Source organism: Nocardia sp. NPDC051756 (assembly GCF_040681495.1).
GTDB lineage: Bacteria > Actinomycetota > Actinomycetes > Mycobacteriales > Mycobacteriaceae > Nocardia.
In genome coordinates this window covers 180069-196485 of record NZ_JBFAYV010000007.1, presented here as the reverse complement: position 1 = coordinate 196485, position 16417 = coordinate 180069, and the positions used below count along the sequence as shown (strand labels likewise).

At 66.8% G+C, this 16417-nt stretch carries 15 protein-coding genes; 7 read left to right on the top strand and 8 right to left on the bottom strand.

The genetic code is table 11. The annotated features are described in order from the left end of the window. Positions 1–24: 24 nt before the first annotated feature. The 3 genes from AB0M22_RS30990 to AB0M22_RS30980 all read left to right on the top strand — a co-directional run bounded on the left by AB0M22_RS30990 (position 25) and on the right by AB0M22_RS30980 (position 3643). Entirely contained in the window at positions 25–678 is a 654-nt protein-coding gene (locus AB0M22_RS30990; protein WP_364734448.1) for a maleylpyruvate isomerase N-terminal domain-containing protein, read from the top strand. Between the two features lie 296 nt (positions 679–974). Next, positions 975–2933, top strand: coding sequence for a cutinase family protein (locus AB0M22_RS30985; protein WP_364734446.1), 1959 nt, complete (start codon positions 975–977; stop codon positions 2931–2933). 116 nt (positions 2934–3049) lie between these two features. Then, on the top strand, positions 3050–3643 hold the full coding sequence (locus tag AB0M22_RS30980; protein WP_364735139.1) for a class I SAM-dependent methyltransferase: 594 nt from the start codon (positions 3050–3052) through the stop codon (positions 3641–3643). Between the two features lies 1 nt (position 3644). Here the strand turns inward: AB0M22_RS30980 and AB0M22_RS30975 are convergent, their stop codons facing one another. Further along, positions 3645–4955 carry a PLP-dependent aminotransferase family protein gene (locus AB0M22_RS30975; RefSeq protein WP_364734444.1) on the bottom strand — a complete coding sequence of 437 codons (1311 nt, stop codon included), beginning with the start codon at positions 4953–4955 and terminating at the stop codon, positions 3645–3647. Positions 4956–5062: 107 nt separating this feature from the next. Here AB0M22_RS30975 and AB0M22_RS30970 point away from each other — a divergent pair, with 107 nt between their 5' ends. Together AB0M22_RS30970 and AB0M22_RS30965 are read left to right on the top strand one after the other, a co-directional pair. Further along, the gene (locus AB0M22_RS30970) at positions 5063–5680 is read left to right on the top strand and encodes a DJ-1/PfpI family protein (protein WP_364734442.1); all 618 of its coding nucleotides are present in this window, start codon (positions 5063–5065) and stop codon (positions 5678–5680) included. A 324-nt stretch (positions 5681–6004) separates the two neighbouring features. Beyond that, positions 6005–6991 carry an ABC transporter ATP-binding protein gene (locus AB0M22_RS30965; protein WP_364734440.1) on the top strand — a complete coding sequence of 329 codons (987 nt, stop codon included), beginning with the start codon at positions 6005–6007 and terminating at the stop codon, positions 6989–6991. Between the two features lie 4 nt (positions 6992–6995). Here AB0M22_RS30965 and AB0M22_RS30960 read toward each other — a convergent pair whose 3' ends face one another. After that, the gene (locus AB0M22_RS30960; RefSeq protein ID WP_364734438.1) at positions 6996–7871 is read right to left on the bottom strand and encodes an NAD(P)-binding domain-containing protein; all 876 of its coding nucleotides are present in this window, start codon (positions 7869–7871) and stop codon (positions 6996–6998) included. Between the two features lie 50 nt (positions 7872–7921). On the opposite strand from AB0M22_RS30960, the gene AB0M22_RS30955 reads away from it, so the two are divergent. Further along, positions 7922–8329, top strand: a complete 408-nt coding sequence (locus tag AB0M22_RS30955) for a MerR family transcriptional regulator (RefSeq protein ID WP_364734436.1) — start codon at positions 7922–7924, stop codon at positions 8327–8329. A gap of 106 nt (positions 8330–8435) precedes the next feature. Further along, the gene (locus tag AB0M22_RS30950; protein WP_364734434.1) at positions 8436–10187 is read left to right on the top strand and encodes an alpha/beta fold hydrolase; all 1752 of its coding nucleotides are present in this window, start codon (positions 8436–8438) and stop codon (positions 10185–10187) included. Between the two features lie 4 nt (positions 10188–10191). Here the strand turns inward: AB0M22_RS30950 and AB0M22_RS30945 are convergent, their stop codons facing one another. Genes AB0M22_RS30945 through AB0M22_RS30920 form a run of 6 tightly spaced genes read right to left on the bottom strand, consistent with a single transcriptional unit; the run spans position 10192 to position 16416 of the window. Continuing rightward, positions 10192–11769 carry a carboxylesterase family protein gene (locus AB0M22_RS30945; protein ID WP_364734432.1) on the bottom strand — a complete coding sequence of 526 codons (1578 nt, stop codon included), beginning with the start codon at positions 11767–11769 and terminating at the stop codon, positions 10192–10194. Between the two features lie 10 nt (positions 11770–11779). Then, the gene (locus AB0M22_RS30940; RefSeq protein ID WP_364734430.1) at positions 11780–12187 is read right to left on the bottom strand and encodes a RidA family protein; all 408 of its coding nucleotides are present in this window, start codon (positions 12185–12187) and stop codon (positions 11780–11782) included. Further along, entirely contained in the window at positions 12184–13821 is a 1638-nt protein-coding gene (locus AB0M22_RS30935; RefSeq protein WP_364734428.1) for an AMP-binding protein, read from the bottom strand. The genes AB0M22_RS30940 and AB0M22_RS30935 overlap by 4 nt, the downstream gene beginning before the upstream one ends. Before the next feature lie 35 nt (positions 13822–13856). After that, positions 13857–15032 (bottom strand): acyl-CoA dehydrogenase family protein, encoded by a 1176-nt coding sequence (locus AB0M22_RS30930; RefSeq protein WP_364734426.1) that lies wholly within the window; start codon positions 15030–15032, stop codon positions 13857–13859. A 2-nt stretch (positions 15033–15034) separates the two neighbouring features. Then, positions 15035–15886, bottom strand: a complete 852-nt coding sequence (locus AB0M22_RS30925) for an enoyl-CoA hydratase family protein (protein WP_364734424.1) — start codon at positions 15884–15886, stop codon at positions 15035–15037. Next, positions 15883–16416, bottom strand: coding sequence for a MarR family transcriptional regulator (locus AB0M22_RS30920; RefSeq protein ID WP_364734422.1), 534 nt, complete (start codon positions 16414–16416; stop codon positions 15883–15885). Before AB0M22_RS30920 ends, AB0M22_RS30925 begins: the two co-directional genes overlap by 4 nt. Between the last annotated feature and the right edge of the window lies 1 nt (position 16417).

The window sequence follows — 16417 nt, the reverse complement described above, 5'->3', positions numbered from 1 at the left end:
CCCCCGCACTGCTAACTTTCCGCGGTGGATCTCTTCTCACGCTCATGGACAGCGTTGCGCACGGCCGTCGCCGACCTCGAGGATCAGGACTTCCAACTCCCCTCCGGCTGCACCGGCTGGCTGATCCGAGACCTGGTGTGCCACTTGATCATCGACGCACAGGACGTCTTGATCACCCTCGTGACGCCCACCGAAGCAGAACCCACCCGCGATGCGGTCACCTACTGGAACGTCGTGGAACCCCCGACCGGCGACGACCCCCTCGACGCGCTCATCGTCCGCCTCGCCGCCGCATACCAGCACCCGGAACTGCTCAAACTCCACCTCGACGACCTCGGCGCCGCAGCAGGCCGAGCCGCGGTACTCGCGAACCCCGACACCCGGGTCACCACCCAGGACTACGTGCTCACCACGGCCGATTACCTCGGTGCATACGTCATGGAATGGACCCTCCATCACCTCGACCTCATCGCCCACCTCCCCGACGCCCCCGACCCGCCGGCCGAAACCCTGTCCCACGCCCGCGAAACACTCGAAAAGATCGCCGGCGCACCGTTTCCCGCGTCGATTTCTGACAAGGACGCACTGCTGATCGGCACCGGCCGCCGACTCCCCACCGACCCGGAGCACACCGAATTGGGCGACCTGGCAACCAAACTCCCATTCGCCCTCGGGTAAACGCGCGCACACCCCCGGTTCGATTGAAAGTGCTGCTAAACGTATGTAAGTAGGACACCGCTCAGAGTTCACGGTTCGGGAATTTGATTTACCGTAGTCCCGGATCGACCGTTCGAAGGGCCCACATCGGCGTGGTGCTCCTTCGGCATGAATTCCATATATCGAAGCGCGGCACGCTACTTCGCCCGGCAACAGCCCCCAACGCGGTCCACTCGCCTCGAGGCGGACGGCTCGGTGATGCGCGTGTCCGTGCGGCCGACGGACCGAATTCGGTAGTGAGGGTGCAGGTGTCAGTCATGCGTTCGTCCAAGCGGTATGTGGTCGCCACGATGGTGACCGTCGGGGTTGCCGTCGGTTCGACTGCCGTCACCGCGCCCGCGCAAGCGGAACCGTCCGGGTGCGCGGTGACATTCAACCTGTTCATCCCCGGCACCTGGGAGACCGACGAGGAGGCCGATCCGGCGCAACCCGTCGGCATGCTCGCGCCGATCGCTGAGGCGATCCAACGCCAGCAGGGCCCGAGATCCGAAATCTATTTCACGCCATACATGGCCCGCGCGTTCGACAACGGCTACACCTACGCCGACAGCAAGAGCACCGCGCTGAACAACGCGAACGCGGTCCTGCGGGACTACGGCTCCCGTTGCCCCACTACGAGATTCACGATCAACGGCTACAGCCAAGGCGCCGACGCCGCGGGCGACCTCGCCGCCGAGATCGGCAACGATCGCGGCCCGGTCCCCGCGGATCGGGTCCTGGCCGTCGGCCTGCTCTCCGACCCGGGCGCAGGCACCAAGGGCGAATCCGCCGTCGGCCCCGGCACCGCGGGCACCGGCATCGCCGATCCGCGACCGCAGGGCATGGGCAAGCTCTCCGGCCGGGTCACCTCGATCTGCGACCCGCACGACCTGTACTGCTCGATCCAGAAGAGCAACAACCCACTGCTCGGAGCGCTGGGCTCGATCCTGAGCAAGGCGTTCAGCGGCGCACCGCCGGCGGACTCCGGCTTCCCGCTGGCCGCGGCCCTGACCTCGGACTTCTCGAAGAGCGACCTCCCCGGCCTGGCCACCTCCGTCGCCGGCCTGACCTCGAGCCTCGCCGCTCCCGCCGGGATCGACCTGGCACGGGTCCGGATCAACGCGAACAAACTGCTGGACACCCTCAACCCGGTAGCCGACCTGATCGACTCCGGCGCGGCCAACTCGGCCGCCACCGCCCGACTGCTCGCCGCCCCGGATGGCACCGCCGAGCGCAACGCGGGCGAGGTCCTGACCATTGCCGGGAAATCCGACCTCGCGGGCGCCGCGTCGGCGGTGCGCACGATCGCCGACACCTCGACCAACTTGCTGGACCGCGGAGTCAGCACGGTCCCGTCCGGCTCGCCCAAGGCCCGTTCGCTGCGCGCCGCCGCCCACGCCGCCCGCGACCGCGTCGCACCGCTGGCCTCCACACCGCCCGACGTCCTGGGATCGTCGACGCGTGTGCTGTCCCTGCTCAAACCGAGCGTGCTGGTCGACCAGGCACTCGACGTCGCCGCCGACGTCACGACCTTCGATTTTCCCGGCATCCTCGGCAATCTCACGCTGCTGCCGCAGAAGATCGTCGCGATGGACGCCGCGGGCGCCCACCAGGTCGCCGGCGAACTGAACAATCAACTACAACCGTTGGTCGAACTCGTGGGAAGCGTTGACCTGAACTGGATTTCGCAGATCCTCGCGCTCATCCCGGACGCGCAGGGCTTCACCGAGGTTGCGGCAAAGGTCACCTCGATCCTGTCCGGCGTCGACATCCCGCGGCTGGCGAACATCGTCGCCCGAATCCAAGACGTCGCGTGGTCGGTGCTCGCGAAGGTGGTCCCGCCACCCGGCCAGGCCCCCGACCTGGTCGGCGCGGGCGCCGCGCTGTCCGGCCTGCTGCCGATCGGCGCCGACCTGGCGTCGGTGGCGTTCGACATGTTCAGCGGCAAGGCGCAGCCGGCCCCACCCGCGGTGCTCGGCAAGCGCGCCCCCGCGCCGGCCCACCCGGTCGCCCAGCCGGACGTCGCCCTCGACGACCTGACCGCCCCGCTCAGCCAGATGACCAGCTTCCACGACATCAACCTGGTCAACCTGGTCGTCGACGGGCTGAGCGCGGCGAACTTCGTCGCTTCGGGCGTGCACACGAACTACGGATCCCTCGTCGTGGACGGCTCCGGCCGCAACGCGGTGCAGTGGCTCGGTGATTGGATGAACCAGCGGATCGGATACGTCAAATAAGCGCGGCGGCAGTGCCATGATGAGGTGAAACCTGTCGGTCTCGGGAAGGGGACGACGTGTCGGAGCCGTCGAGTGATGATCCGTTCGGTGGTCGGCAACCGACCAGCCATGAGCGGATGACCGGGCTGCCCTGGGACGCGTCGTATCAGGACGGGCCTGCGCCGTGGGATGTCGGTCGGCCGCAGCCTGCGCTGGTGCGGGTGGCGGCGGAAGGCGGATTCGCCGGAGCCGTACTGGATGTCGGGTGCGGGTCTGGTGAGAACACGCTTTATGTTGCCTCGCTGGGGTTTTCGGTGCTGGGTGTCGACGTGGCGGAGACGGCGCTGGCGATCGCGCGAGAGCACGCCGTCGAACGGGGGATCGAGGTCGAATTCGCCGTGGCCGACGCGTTTCGACTGGAGCGTTTGGCGCGCAAGTTCGGCACCTTGTTGGACTGCGGGATGTTCCACACCTGCGACAAAGACGAGCGACCGGGCTATGTGGCGAGTCTCGCCTCGGCGACCGAGCAGGGCGGCACGCTATATGTGTTGTGCTTCAGCGACGTCGGGCCGGATGCCGGTCCGCATCCCGTCGGTCGAGACGAACTCGGCGGAGTGTTCGAAGCCAGCGACAAATGGAATGTCGTTGCCATAGAACCGGATCGGGTACTGACGAGGTTCCATGGCGACGACGGTGCGCCGGCGTGGTTCGCGACCATCGAGCGGATTTAGCTCAGCGGTAGGTGTATTCGTCGACGACTCGCTTCACCGTGCCCAGAGCTTCACGCAACGTGTCGAGGTCCGTCGAGCCGAGCGCCAGCCGGATCGCGTGCGGGACATTGGCGGACGTGGCGAACGGTTCCGCCGTCGACACCGAAATGCGTTCGCGCATAAGCGCTGCCGCTAGCTGATCGGCTCGCACGTCCTCGGTCAGCGGGAGCCAGAGGAAATACGACGACGGATGGCCGATGTAGGGCAGGCCGGTCAGAACGTCGCGCGCAATAGCCTGCCGGGCTTTCGCGTCGTCGCGCTTCTGCTCCTCCATTCGCGCGACGGTGCCGTCCTCGAGCCACCGGCAGGCGATCGCCGTCATCACGGCCGGGGTGTTCCAGGTGGTTGCGCGGATCGCCCGCTCGATGGCCGGCACTAAATCGGTTGGGGCCGCGAGGAATCCGAAGCGCAATCCGGTCGCGACATTCTTCGACAGGCCGGAAACGTAGACGGTCCGTTCCGGCGCGAGCGAGGCCAACGGAGGCGGTGTCTGCTCGGCCAGGAAGGCGTATGCAGCGTCCTCGATGATGAGCAGATCGTGTCGTCGCGCGATTTCGACGAACTGCTCGCGATGGTTCGCTGTCGTAACCGAACCCAACGGGTTGTGCATGGTCGGCATCGCATAGACCGCGCGCACCCGCCTCGTCGCGCACAACTCCTCGAAGGCGTCGAGATCGGACACGTTGCCCACCAGGGGGATTGGTTCCACTTCCAGGTGAAGCGCGTTGGCCAGCACCTTGAATCCTGGATAGGTCAAGGCATCCGCCGCGACGACATCCCCGGGCCGCAACGTTGCCATGGCCGTCACCGCCAGTCCGTGCTGAGCGCCGCTGACGATCAGCACTCGACCACCATCGACCGGCAACCCGGCCTGCTCCAGATGGCGAGCAACCGTGTCCCGCTCATGCGGACGCCCGCCATGCGGCTGATAGCGCAGCAGGGCCTCCACATCACCGGACGACGCGAGCTGACGCAACGCCTGCCGCAGCAGCTCGGCGTGACCGGGCAGCACCGGATAGTTGAAGCTGAGATCCACCACGTCCGCGGCGGTCGCGACCTGGTCGATGCCATAACTGGGCGGCACCGCCAGGTCCCGAACGAAGGTGCCGCGACCGGGCTCCCCACTCACCAGCCCCATGGCCTCGAGCTCCGCATAGACCCGCGATGCCGTCACCAAAGCCATTCCCTCGGTGGCCGCCAGCCGGCGATGCGTCGGCAGGCGCGTCCCCGACGGCAACCGCCCCGAACGGATATCGGCCGCCAGCGCATCCACCACACTCTTGTATCGAGACACCCGCCGATTGTATGCATGACAATTTCTTGATTGTATTGAACCGGCCGCAATACAGTGCCTGGCAACACCTTCGAAAGGCCGTCGCCATGCATATCGCCATCCTCACCTTCGAGGGCTACAACGAACTCGACTCCCTCATCGCCCTCGGCGTCCTCAACCGGATCAAGAAGCCGGACTGGCGCGTCACGATCGCCAGCCCTGCCCATCGGGTCCGCTCGATGAACGGCGTCGTCATCGAATCGATGGCCACCTTGGAAGAAGCAAGCGCCGCCGACGCGGTCCTCGTCGGCAGCGGCAGCCAAACCCGCGAAGTGGTCGCCGACCCGACCCTGATGGCCCGCCTGCGCCTCGACCCATCCCGCCAACTCCTGGCCGGACAGTGCTCCGGCACACTGGTTTTGGCCAAACTCGGCCTGCTCGACGGCGTCCCCGCCTGCACCGACCTGACCACCAAACCCTGGGTCCAAGCAGCCGGCGTCAACGTCCTCAACCAGCCCCTCTTCGCCAAAGGCAACATCGCCACCGCCGGCGGCTGCCTGGCCTCCCCCTACCTCGCCGCCTGGATGATCGCGCGCCTGGAAAGCGTCGAAGCAGCCGAAGAGGCCCTGTATTACGTTGCGCCAGTAGGCGAAAAGGAAGCCTACGTAGCGAACGCGATGCGAAACATCACCCCGTACTTGCACACGGAACCGGCCACCGTTTAGGGCTCCGCGGCGACTAACCAGCGGGCAGGTCATCTCGGAATGCTTGCCGAGCACCCGCCCGACGGCGTTGTACGCGGCATAGAGGGCCTGGCACGGTTATACCGCCGCCGTGCTCACCGCCTCGGCCGTCGCGTTGCACCTCGAACGCACCCGGGGACCGATCGGATGCCGCGTTTGTGCGTTATCCCAACTTCGGCTCGGTCCACGGAATCCGGACCCTCGCGGTACGTCTCGGTTTACAGTGGATCGACGGTCCAGCACGAGATGTCGGGGACGTTCACGCCTCGCCGGTGGGTTCTCGTCGGGAATCTATGGAGGTCTAGCATGGGCGTCGCGGTCAGAGCTGAAGGTGTCACCAAATCCTTTGGCTCACAACGAATCTGGCAGGACGTATCGCTGACGCTACCCTACGGTGAGGTCAGCGCGCTGCTCGGCCCGTCGGGTACCGGCAAGTCGGTCTTTCTGAAGTCATTGATCGGTCTGCTCCGCCCCGAACGCGGGTCGATCTATATCGGCGACACCGATATCACCACCTGCTCCAACAAGGAGCTCTACGAGATCCGCAAACTCTTCGGCGTGCTGTTCCAAGACGGCGCGCTGTTCGGCTCGATGACCCTCTACGACAACGTCGCCTTCCCGCTTCGTGAGCACACGAAGAAGTCGGAATCGCAGATCAAACAGATCGTCATGGAAAAGCTCGAGCTGACCGGCCTGCTCGGCGACGAGGGCAAACTACCCGGCGAGATCTCCGGCGGCATGCGCAAACGCGCCGGCCTCGCCCGCGCGCTCGTGCTCGACCCGCAGATCATCCTGGTCGACGAGCCGGACTCCGGCCTCGACCCGGTCCGCACCTCCTATCTGAGCCAGTTGCTGATCGATATCAACGCGCAGATCGACGCCACGATCCTGATCGTCACGCACAACATCAACCTGGCCCGCACCGTCCCCGACAACATCGGCATGCTGTTCCGCCGCCAACTCGTCATGTTCGGTCCCCGCGAGGTCCTGCTCACCTCCGACGAACCCGTCGTCAAACAATTCCTCAACGGCCGCATGCAGGGCCCGATCGGCATGTCCGAGGAAAAGGACGAGGCCCAAATGGCCCGCGAACAAGCAATGTTCGATGCCGGCCATCATCACGGCGGCGCCGAAGAAGTAGAAGGCATCATCCCGCAAATGGAAGCCCAACCGGGCATGCCGGTCCGGCAAGCGGTACTGCGCCGCAAGGACCGCGTCCGCGAAATCATGCACACCCTCCCGCACGCCGCCCAAGCCGCCATCCGCGAGTCGCTCGACCGAAAGACCAACTAACCCCTCAGTTTCCGGGTTTGGTGAATTCTTCGATCAGTACGGGATACTGCTCGCCACCGTGCCCGGCGGCGATCGCGCGGTCGGCGATCGCCTTGAACAATTTCGGTAGCTCGGCGTTCACGCCTACTGCTTCGCTTTCCTCGATCAGGTGCGTCATCGCCCGCACGTCTGTCTCCAGCGCCGACACCTCGGCCGGGTAGGCGCCGTTGTCGATCTGCTCGGCATAACCGGGTAGCCAGTCGGCCACGCCGGCCGCCATCTGCCGGGCGAACGGCGCGAACGTCGCGGCGTCGACACCTGCCGTTTTGAGCATGGCGGTGCCCTGCAACCAGGCGTTCAGCACGCTCCACATCATGGCGAGGCCGGCCACGTCGTACAGCGAGGCCAGCCCATGATCCGCGCCGAGGTGGGAGACGGTGCCGAGCGCTTCGAGCGTCGACTCGTGCTGCTGGAAAACCGACTGCGGACCGCTGTGCAGAATCATCGCGTCGGCGGTCCCGATCGCAGGGGGAACGGCCATGATGGCGCCATCGAGGTAACGCACGCCGTGCTCCTCGGCCCAGCGCGCGGCGGATCGGGCCTGGGCCGAATTGCCCGAGGTCAGGTTGAGCAGGGTCGTGCCGCCCAGCTCGGCCTTGCTCGCGTCGAGCAGTTCGCGCACGGCCTGATAGTCGGTGAGGCAGATGATCGTCAAGGGGCTCGATCCGAGCGCGTCGTCGAGTGTCGGCGCGAGTCGCGCGCCCTCGGTCACCAAGTTGTCGGCCTTGGCGGGCGTGCGATTCCACACGGTGGTCGGATGTCCGGCCTTCAGGAACGCGCCGGCCAGCGCCTGGCCCATCAGCCCGAGTCCGATGATTGTCACGGAGGTTTCGTTGTTCATGGCAGCATCATCAACGTTGATACCGGTGTGAAGGTCAAGTGAGGTTTTCGATGTTGATCGGTGAACTGAGTAGTCGGACGCGCGTCAACGCCCATCAATTGCGCTACTACGAGGCCCAGGGACTGCTGGAGGCCGAGCGTGGCGCGAACGGCTACCGCGAGTACGACGAGACCGCGGTGCTGCGGGTGAAGCAGATCCGGCACCTGCTCGGCGCCGGGTTGTCGTCCGAGGACATCGCCTACCTGCTGCCGTGCGCCGTCGGCGAGGCCCCGGAGCTGCCCGGGTGCCCGGAGTTGCTGGCCGCCATGCGGACCCGGCTGCGACGACTGGACGATCAACTCGGCAAACTCACGCAATCTCGTGACGCCCTCGCCGATTACATCGATGCGGCCGAACGAACCGGCGGCGACGGTTATCCACCTTTCGACGACGCTGAATCGTTGCCCGTATCCGCCTGATCAGCTCTATTGTCGTGTTCGTCAATGGAACAGCGACAATCCTGTGTAGTTTGCTATTCGATAGCTCAAGTGCCCTTCATTTCGATTGGGACCAGGGGAGTCGATCATGGCAATCAGGAACTTTGCTGCTATCGCTCGGCGTGCGGCCGGCCCGGCCGCGCCTCGGCAACCCGTCGCGCAACCACAGCCGGAGGGCAGCACCGGGCCGCTCGCGGTACTGGTTGCGGCGCTCGCTTTGGCCGCGATCTTCGCGCCCGCCTGTAGTCGATCGGACCCGCAGCCCCGGCCGGAAGTCAAAGCGTCGGTACAGGAGCGCCCGGCATCGAGTGTGCAGTGGGCGGCGTGCGAAGGCGAAGAACTCGCGAGCCTGGAATGTGCCACGGTGCAGGTTCCGATGGATTACCGCAATCCCGCGCTCGGGCAGATAGATATCGCGATCAGCCGAGCCGGCGCGCAAGATCCGCAACGACGTCTCGGCGTGCTGTTCACCAATCCCGGCGGCCCCGGCGGCGCGGGATTGGCCATGCCGGCCGGTTATGCCGAACAGCCGATCGGGCAGGTCTACGACATCATCGGCATCGACGTGCGCGGCGTGGGCAAATCGACGAACCTGGCCGCCTGCGCGCCCATCGATGAAACCCGTTTTCCAGTTTCCTCGCAGAGTCGGCCCACCGACAACGACCTGATCCAACTCGTCGAGCAGGCCAAGGCCAAGGAAGCGGCGTGCGCGCAAACCGGCGGCGAGTTCCGCCGTTATGTGACCACGATGAATACCGCCCGCGACATGGACAACATCCGCGGCCAACTCGGCGAGTCCATGATCAATTACCTCGGCGTCTCCTACGGCACCTGGCTCGGCGCGGTGTACGGGGAGATGTTTCCCGGGCACCTGAACCGGAATGTGCTCGACTCCTCGATGGATCCACGGGTCAGCTGGCGCGAAGGCGACGTGAACAATACCGCCGCGACCAAGCAGAACTTCGAGGACTGGGCCACCTGGACGGCCGAGCGCGACAAGGTATTCCAGCTCGGCGCAACACCGGCGGCGGTGCGCGCCTCCATCGATACCATCGCCGAGGCCCTCACCCGACATCCGGTCGGCGGCTTCGAGTCTCGCGACGACTTCGACGGCGCCGTCGGCGAATTCACCCGCTACCGCAAATCCTGGGCGTCGTTCGCGAAGAGCATGCACTACGTGCTCGACGAGGTGCACGGCGCACCGCCGCGCCCCGAGGTGGACAAGAGCAACCAGCACGCCGTGCAAACCGCGGACGCCCTCGACGACGACGCGGTGACCGAACGCGACGACGAGGACAAGGACATGTCCGACGCGGTCAACGCCGCAGTGCTCTGTGATTGGGACTGGCCGACCGACATGGAGGTCTACTTCCGCGACATGCGTTCGGCCCGAGACACTTTCCCGTACGGCAACACCGTCGGCCAGCTCAGTCCCAACGCCTGCTCCTTTCACACCGACAAGGTCGAACCGCTGGTCAAAATCGGCGCACCGAAATACCCACGCGGACTGGTGGTTCAGTCCGACGGCGACACCCAGACCTCGCTCGTCGACGGCCGGGCCATGGCCAAGACCCTCGACAGCGTCCTGATCGTCGTGCACAACGAAGGCGCGCACGGCCTCTACGCCGCCGACCCGGTGAACGCCTGCGTCAACGACGCGGTCAACGCCTACCTGCTGGACGCGAAACTCCCTGCCGCAACGGTGGATTGCGCCACCGCCGACCCGCCCATGCCGGTCCCATCCCAGCCCGACCCGGCCAATCCCGACCCCGAGGCGACCATCCCGCTTCTGGGCGAAACCGCCGACCAGCTCAAGACGGAGGTCGAAGCCGGCCCCTGAACGGTCAGTGGCCGGAGAGTCCTTGCCAGATCTGGCGTGATGCGGCCAGGGGGTCGGCGGCGACCGTGGGTTCGCTGTTCCAGATCCGGGTGAGTGATCGATCGGGCGTGAACTCGGGCCAGCCGGGATCTCCGGTGGTGGCGAAGGAGATCCAGGAGGAGCGGAGTTGTTCGGATAGTCGCAGCAGGCTGTCCGGTGGCCGGGGTCCGCCGAGAACGAAGGTGGCGAGCGGACTGTCGGTGTTGCCGAGGGTGGCCGGGATGTCGGCGACGTGACAGGCGCCGAGGATGCCGCCGAGAGCTGGGCTGGCCCAGGTGAAGTCGTAGACGTGGCTGCGCCCGCCCGCGGCGGTGTGCGCCTCGGCGAGCCAGATGGCGGGCATGCGGAACATCGCGTCGGAGTACATGACGGTGTAGAGCTGCGCGTCGGTGGAGGTGGGGTAGGCCGCACGGTAGGCGGCGGGCGCGGAGGGTGGAAGTCCGAGATGCGCGGCGGTAGTGGACAAGTCGACCGTGCGCAGCCGGGCCCGGCGCGGAGTCGACGGCAGGCCGTGCCGGCGCAAACCGCGGGCGGTCATGCGCGCGAAGGTCGGCAGTCCTTTGATCATCGCCGACGCGCTCGGTTGCAGCAGCCCGCGACTCAACGCGAACAGGGTGAACTCGTCGTGCGTCGAACCGGAGATCAGATCGACGTCGCGCGCGACCCCCGAACTCAGTGCGAGCCAAGGCTTGTCCACCACGGTGACGCCGTCGATGACGGGAGTGAAGGCGGTGATCGCCTCCGGCGTCGTCCAGGCGCCAGGGTCGGCCTCCATCGCGGCGAGCGGCTCGTCCTGCACCGACAGCAGCGCGATCGGCGACTGCGTCGCGAGATCATCGAGTCCGACACCGAGTGCGGCAGCGATGATTTCGGCGATCCGTCGCGATTCCGGCACCACGAGCAGGCGCGCGGCCGGACTCTGCACGATGGCCCGGCGGAACAGTCCACGCGCGGCGGGCGCGGACAGCAAGGCGGAGATGGACAATCCGCCGCCGGACTCGCCGAAGAGGGTGACGTTGTCCGGGTCGCCGCCGAACGCGGCGATATTGTCGTGCACCCAGCGCAGCGCCGCGGTCTGATCGAGGAAGCCGCGATTGGCGGGCGCGCCGGGAACGAAACCGAAGCCCTCGAAACCGACTCGATAGTTGAACGTCACCAGCACGACGCCGCCGCGGGCCAGGATCGCCCCGTCGTGCGCCGGATCGCTGGACGAGCCGGCCTTCCAGCCACCGCCATGGATCCACACCATGACCGGCAACCGGTCACCGGAACCACCCGGCGTCCAGACGTTCACACTGAGGCAGTCGAGTCCGTCCGCGGGCCGCCACAGCGGTGGCGTGCCGGGCGTCAACGGCAATTGCGGTGGGGCGACGCTGTATTCGAAGGCGGGCCGCACACCGTCCCAGCCGGCGACCGGAACCGGCGCTTGCATGCGGAGCGCCCCGTCCGGTGCGGCGGCATACGGGATGCCCTTGAAGACGAAAAGCTCACCGTCGGTGCGACCTTCGACGGATCCCGCCGTGGTCTCGACTACAACGCCCATGAGTTCACTCCTACTCGGCCGGTGGCGAGTCCGGAATCACGGCCGTGACTTCGATCTCGACCTTGGCATCCTGCTCGACGAGGCGGGACACCTCGACGGCGGTCATCGCGGCGTTGAATCCGCCGATGATCTCGCGGAAGGCCACCCCGATCTCCCGGTACGCGCGCACATAGGCCTCGACATCGGTGACGTACCAGGTCATCCGGACGATGTGCGCGGGTTCGGCGCCGGCCTCGGCGAGCACCGCCACGATGTTCAGCAGCGTTTGGCGCACCTGGTCGGCGAGGTCGTCGGAGTGGAACACGCCCTCGGCGTCCCAGCCGATCATGCCGGCCACGAACACCAGTTCTCCGCGGGCGGCAATGCCGTTCGCGTATCCACGGGGGCGTGGCCAGCCCGGCGGTTGCAGGATCCTCATGCGGTGACCGCCGAATCGCCGTGCACCGCACCGATTTCCCGCAGCCGGAAGCGTTGCAGTTTGCCGGTGGGGGTGCGCGGCAGCGCGTCCACGAAGGCGATGGCCCTCGGGTACTTGTACGGGGCCACCGTCTGTTTCACGAAGTCCTGCAATTCCTCCACCATTCCGTCACGGGTCTCGATCTCCTCGCGCAGCACCACATACGCCTTGACGATCTGGCCGCGATCCTCGTCTGGCACGCCGACCACGGCGCAGTCGGCGACCGCGAAATGCCCGGCCAGCGCGTCCTCGACCTCGGGTGCGGCGATGTTGTAGCCGGACGACACGATCATGTCGTCCGAGCGGGCCTGATAGTGGAAATAGCCGTCCGGGTCCATGGAGTAGGCGTCGCCGGTGTAGTTCCAGCCGTCGCGCACATAGACGGTCTGCCGGTCATCGGCGAGGTAGCGGCAACCGGTCGGACCGCGCACCGCGAGCAGGCCGATCTCGCCGGGGGCCAACGTGTTTCCGTCTTCGTCGACGACGCGTGCTTCGTACCCGGGTACCGCTTTGCCCGTCGCGCCGGGTCTGGCGTGCGTTTCGTCGGCGGAGATGAAGATGTGCAGCATCTCGGTGGCGCCGATGCCGTCGATCAGTTCGATGCCGGTGGCGTCGCGCCATCGGGTGCGGGTGCTCGGCGGCAAGGATTCGCCCGCCGAGACGCATTTGCGCAACGAGGTGTCGCGCAGGTCGTGGCGGGCGAGGATTCGGTATGAGGTCGGGGCGGTGAAAAGCACTGTTGCACCGAATATCTCGATCGCATCGAGCAGCTGCGGCGGCCCTGCCTGTTCGAGCAGCACCGTGGAAGCGCCGACCGACATGGGAAACAGCAGCAATCCGCCGAGCCCGAAAGTGAAAGCCAATGGCGGACTTCCGATGAACACGTCGTCCGGCTCCGGGCGCAGGATGTGCTGCGGGAAGCAGTGGCAGATCGCCATGACATCGCGATGGAAATGCACGGTTGCCTTCGGCACGCCGGTGGTGCCGGAGGTGAAGGCGATCAGGCAGACGTCGTCGGCGGCGGTGGCGACCGTGTCGAATTGTCCGTCGTGGCGGGTCATCAGGGTTTCGAGGCCGTCGGCCGCCGTGCTGCTGAAATAGCGCACCTGGTCCAGCGTCGGACAGGCGGCCACGACAGTTTCGAGTCGTGCGGCGAGCGCAGAATCGCAGAGTGCGTGGGTGATTCGTGCCTTGTCGACGATCTGGGTGAGTTCCTTGACCCGCAGCAGCGGCATAGCCGTTACGGCGATGCCGCCGGCCTTCAGCACCGCGAACCAGCACGCTGCCAGCATGGGATTGTTCGGGGCATCCAGCAGCACCCGGTTGCCCGGCACCAGACCCATGTCCTGCACCAGCACGGCCGCAATGCGATTGGCGTGCTCGTTCAAGTCGGCATAGGTCCAGCGTGGTCCGCCGGGCGCCTGCACACACAGCCGATCACCGTTGCCGATTTCCAGCTGCCGGTCGAGTAACTCGGCGGCGCAATTGAGTTGGTCCGGGAACCGCAGTTCGGGCGCGTCGAACACGAGGTCCGGCCACTGATCGAGCGGCGGCAAGTGGTCGCGGGCGAAGGTATCGATGTGGGCGCTTTTCATGGTCGAACCTTGTGGGAGAGAGGGGAAATCGTGGATCAGGACGCCGTATCGGTGGTGGTGCCGCGCAGGAGTTCGCGGGCGATGATCAGTTGCTGTACTTCGGTGGCGCCCTCGTAGATGCGCAGGGCACGGATGTCGCGGTAGAGCCGCTCGACCGGCTGGTCGCTGACCACCCCGAGCGCACCCCACATCTGCACGGCGGCATCGATGACCCGTTGCGCGCCTTCGGTTGCCGCCAGCTTGGCCATGGCCGCCTCGCGGGTGACGGGTCGCCCTTGATCGCGTTGCCAGGCCGCGCGATAGGTGAGCAGCGCGGTCGAATCGATCGTGGTCGCCATCTGGGCGAGTTCGGCCTGGGTCAGTTGAAAGTCGGACAGCACCCCGCCGAACATGCGGCGCGAGGTCGCCCTGGTGAGCGCCTCGGCCATGGCCCGGCGGGCAAAGCCGACCGCCGCGGCGGCCACCGAGGTCCGGAAGACGTCGAGGGTGCGCATGGCCAGCGCGAAACCCCGTCCCGGATCGCCGATCAGCTGAGTGGCCGGGACTCGGCAGCCGTCGAAGCGCAACCGGGCGAGTGGGTGTGGGGCGATCACGTCGATGCGCTCGGCGATGTGCAGACCAGGATTGTCCGCGTCGACGATGAAGGCCGAAATCCCGCGTGCGCCTGCGGCTTCGCCGGTGCGGGCGAAGACGACGTAGAAATCGGCGATGCCGCCGTTGGAGATCCACGTCTTTTCACCGTCGAGGACGTAGCCGTCGCCGTCGGCCCGCGCGGTGCACGCCAGCGCCGCAGCGTCGGAGCCCGCATCGGTTTCCGAGAGCGCGAACGCGGCGATCGCCGTACCGGCGGCCACCCGCGGTAGATACCGCCGCTTCTGCTCCTCGGTCCCGGCGAGGCTGATCGCGCCGGAACCGAGTCCCTGCATGGCGAAGGCGAAGTCGGCCAGCGCGTTGTGTTCGGCGAGGATCTCGCGGGCGAGACAGAGTGCCCGCGTGTCGATCTGCTCGCGGTGACCGCCGAATTCCGGACCGGCGACGGTGTGCCGGAGCCAGCCCGCGTCGCCGAGCGCGCGGACCAGCCGGCGACAGCGGGCGTCGACATCGGTGCTGGAGCCGTTGTTCAGGTGATCGGCCGCCCAGTCGTGCAGCGCGGCGGCCAGTTTCCGATGCTCGTCCTCGAAAAACGGCCAGTCCCAGTGGGCTTCGGACATGGCTAGTTCCCTTCGAACTTCGGGCGCTGCTTGTCGCGGAACGCGTGATAGGCGCGTTTGAAGTCCTCGGTGAGCATGCAGAGGGCTTGCGCCTGCGCTTCGGCTTCGATGGCCTGATCCACCGTCATCGACCACTCCTGGTGCAGCATGGTTTTGGTGATGCCCTGCGCGAATGTCGGCCCCTCGGCCAGCCGGCGCGCGAACTGCCCGGCGGCGTCGAGCAACTGCTCCGGTTCGGCCAGTTGGTTGAAGAACCCCCACGCGTAGGCCTCGTCGCCGGTCATCGCCCGCCCGGTATACAGCAATTCGGACGCGCGGCCCTGCCCGATGATGCGCGGCAGGATCGCGCAGGCCCCCATGTCGCACCCGGCGAGGCCGACCCGGGTGAACAGGAACGCCGTTGCGCTGCGGGCGGTTCCGACGCGCAGATCCGAGGCCATCGCGAGGATCGCACCCGCCCCGGCGCAGACGCCGTCGACGGCGGCCACGATCGGCTGCGGACAGGCGCGCATCGCCTTGACCAGGTCGCCGGTCATCCGGGTGAACATCAACAGTTCGGGCGCGGGCATCGCGATCAACGGGCCGATGATGTCGTGCACATCGCCGCCGGAGCAGAAGTTCTCGCCCGCGCCGTGCAGCACGATCACCGCGACGTCCTCGGCATAGGCCAAGCGGCGGAACAGATCTCGCAGTTCGGCATAGGAGTCGAAGGTCAGCGGGTTCTTGCGGTCCGGCCGATCGAGCATGATCGTGCCGACGTCCTCGTGGACGTCCCACTGGAAATGAATGGCCGTGTAGTCGGCGAGGGTGACGCGATTGGCCTCGCGCAGTGCGGGGTCGAGGTGTTGGGTCATGAGCGTTCCTGGTCATTCGATACGGGGGAGGGGTCGGCCGTGGCGGCGAGGTGCACCCGCAGCTGCCCGAGCAGGTCGAACAGCGCCTGTTCGTCGCCGCGGCCGAAACCGGCGAACATCTCGGTCAGCCAGCGTTCGTGTTCGGCGGCCATCTCTTCGAATCGCTCGCGCCCGAGCTCGGTCAGCCGCACCAGCGTCGCGCGCTTGTCCACCGGGTCCGGGATCCGATCGACCCAGCCCTCGGCCACCAGCTGATCGGTCAGGCCGGTGACATTGCCGCCGGTCACCATCAGATAGCGGGACAGCGCGCTCATCCGCAGACCGTCGTGATGGCGGTCGAGCTGGGCCAGATAGTCGAAGCGGGGAAGGGTCGTGGCGAACCGGACCCGCAGCCTGGTGCGGATCTCCTGCTCGATCTCGTTGGTGGTGGCCAGCAAGCGCAACCACAGCCGCACGTCGAGGTGGTCGCCGGAGACGGTGCGGGCCTCCATGCCGATGCGTTCGTCGCCGAGTTCGCTTTGCGTGGTCACC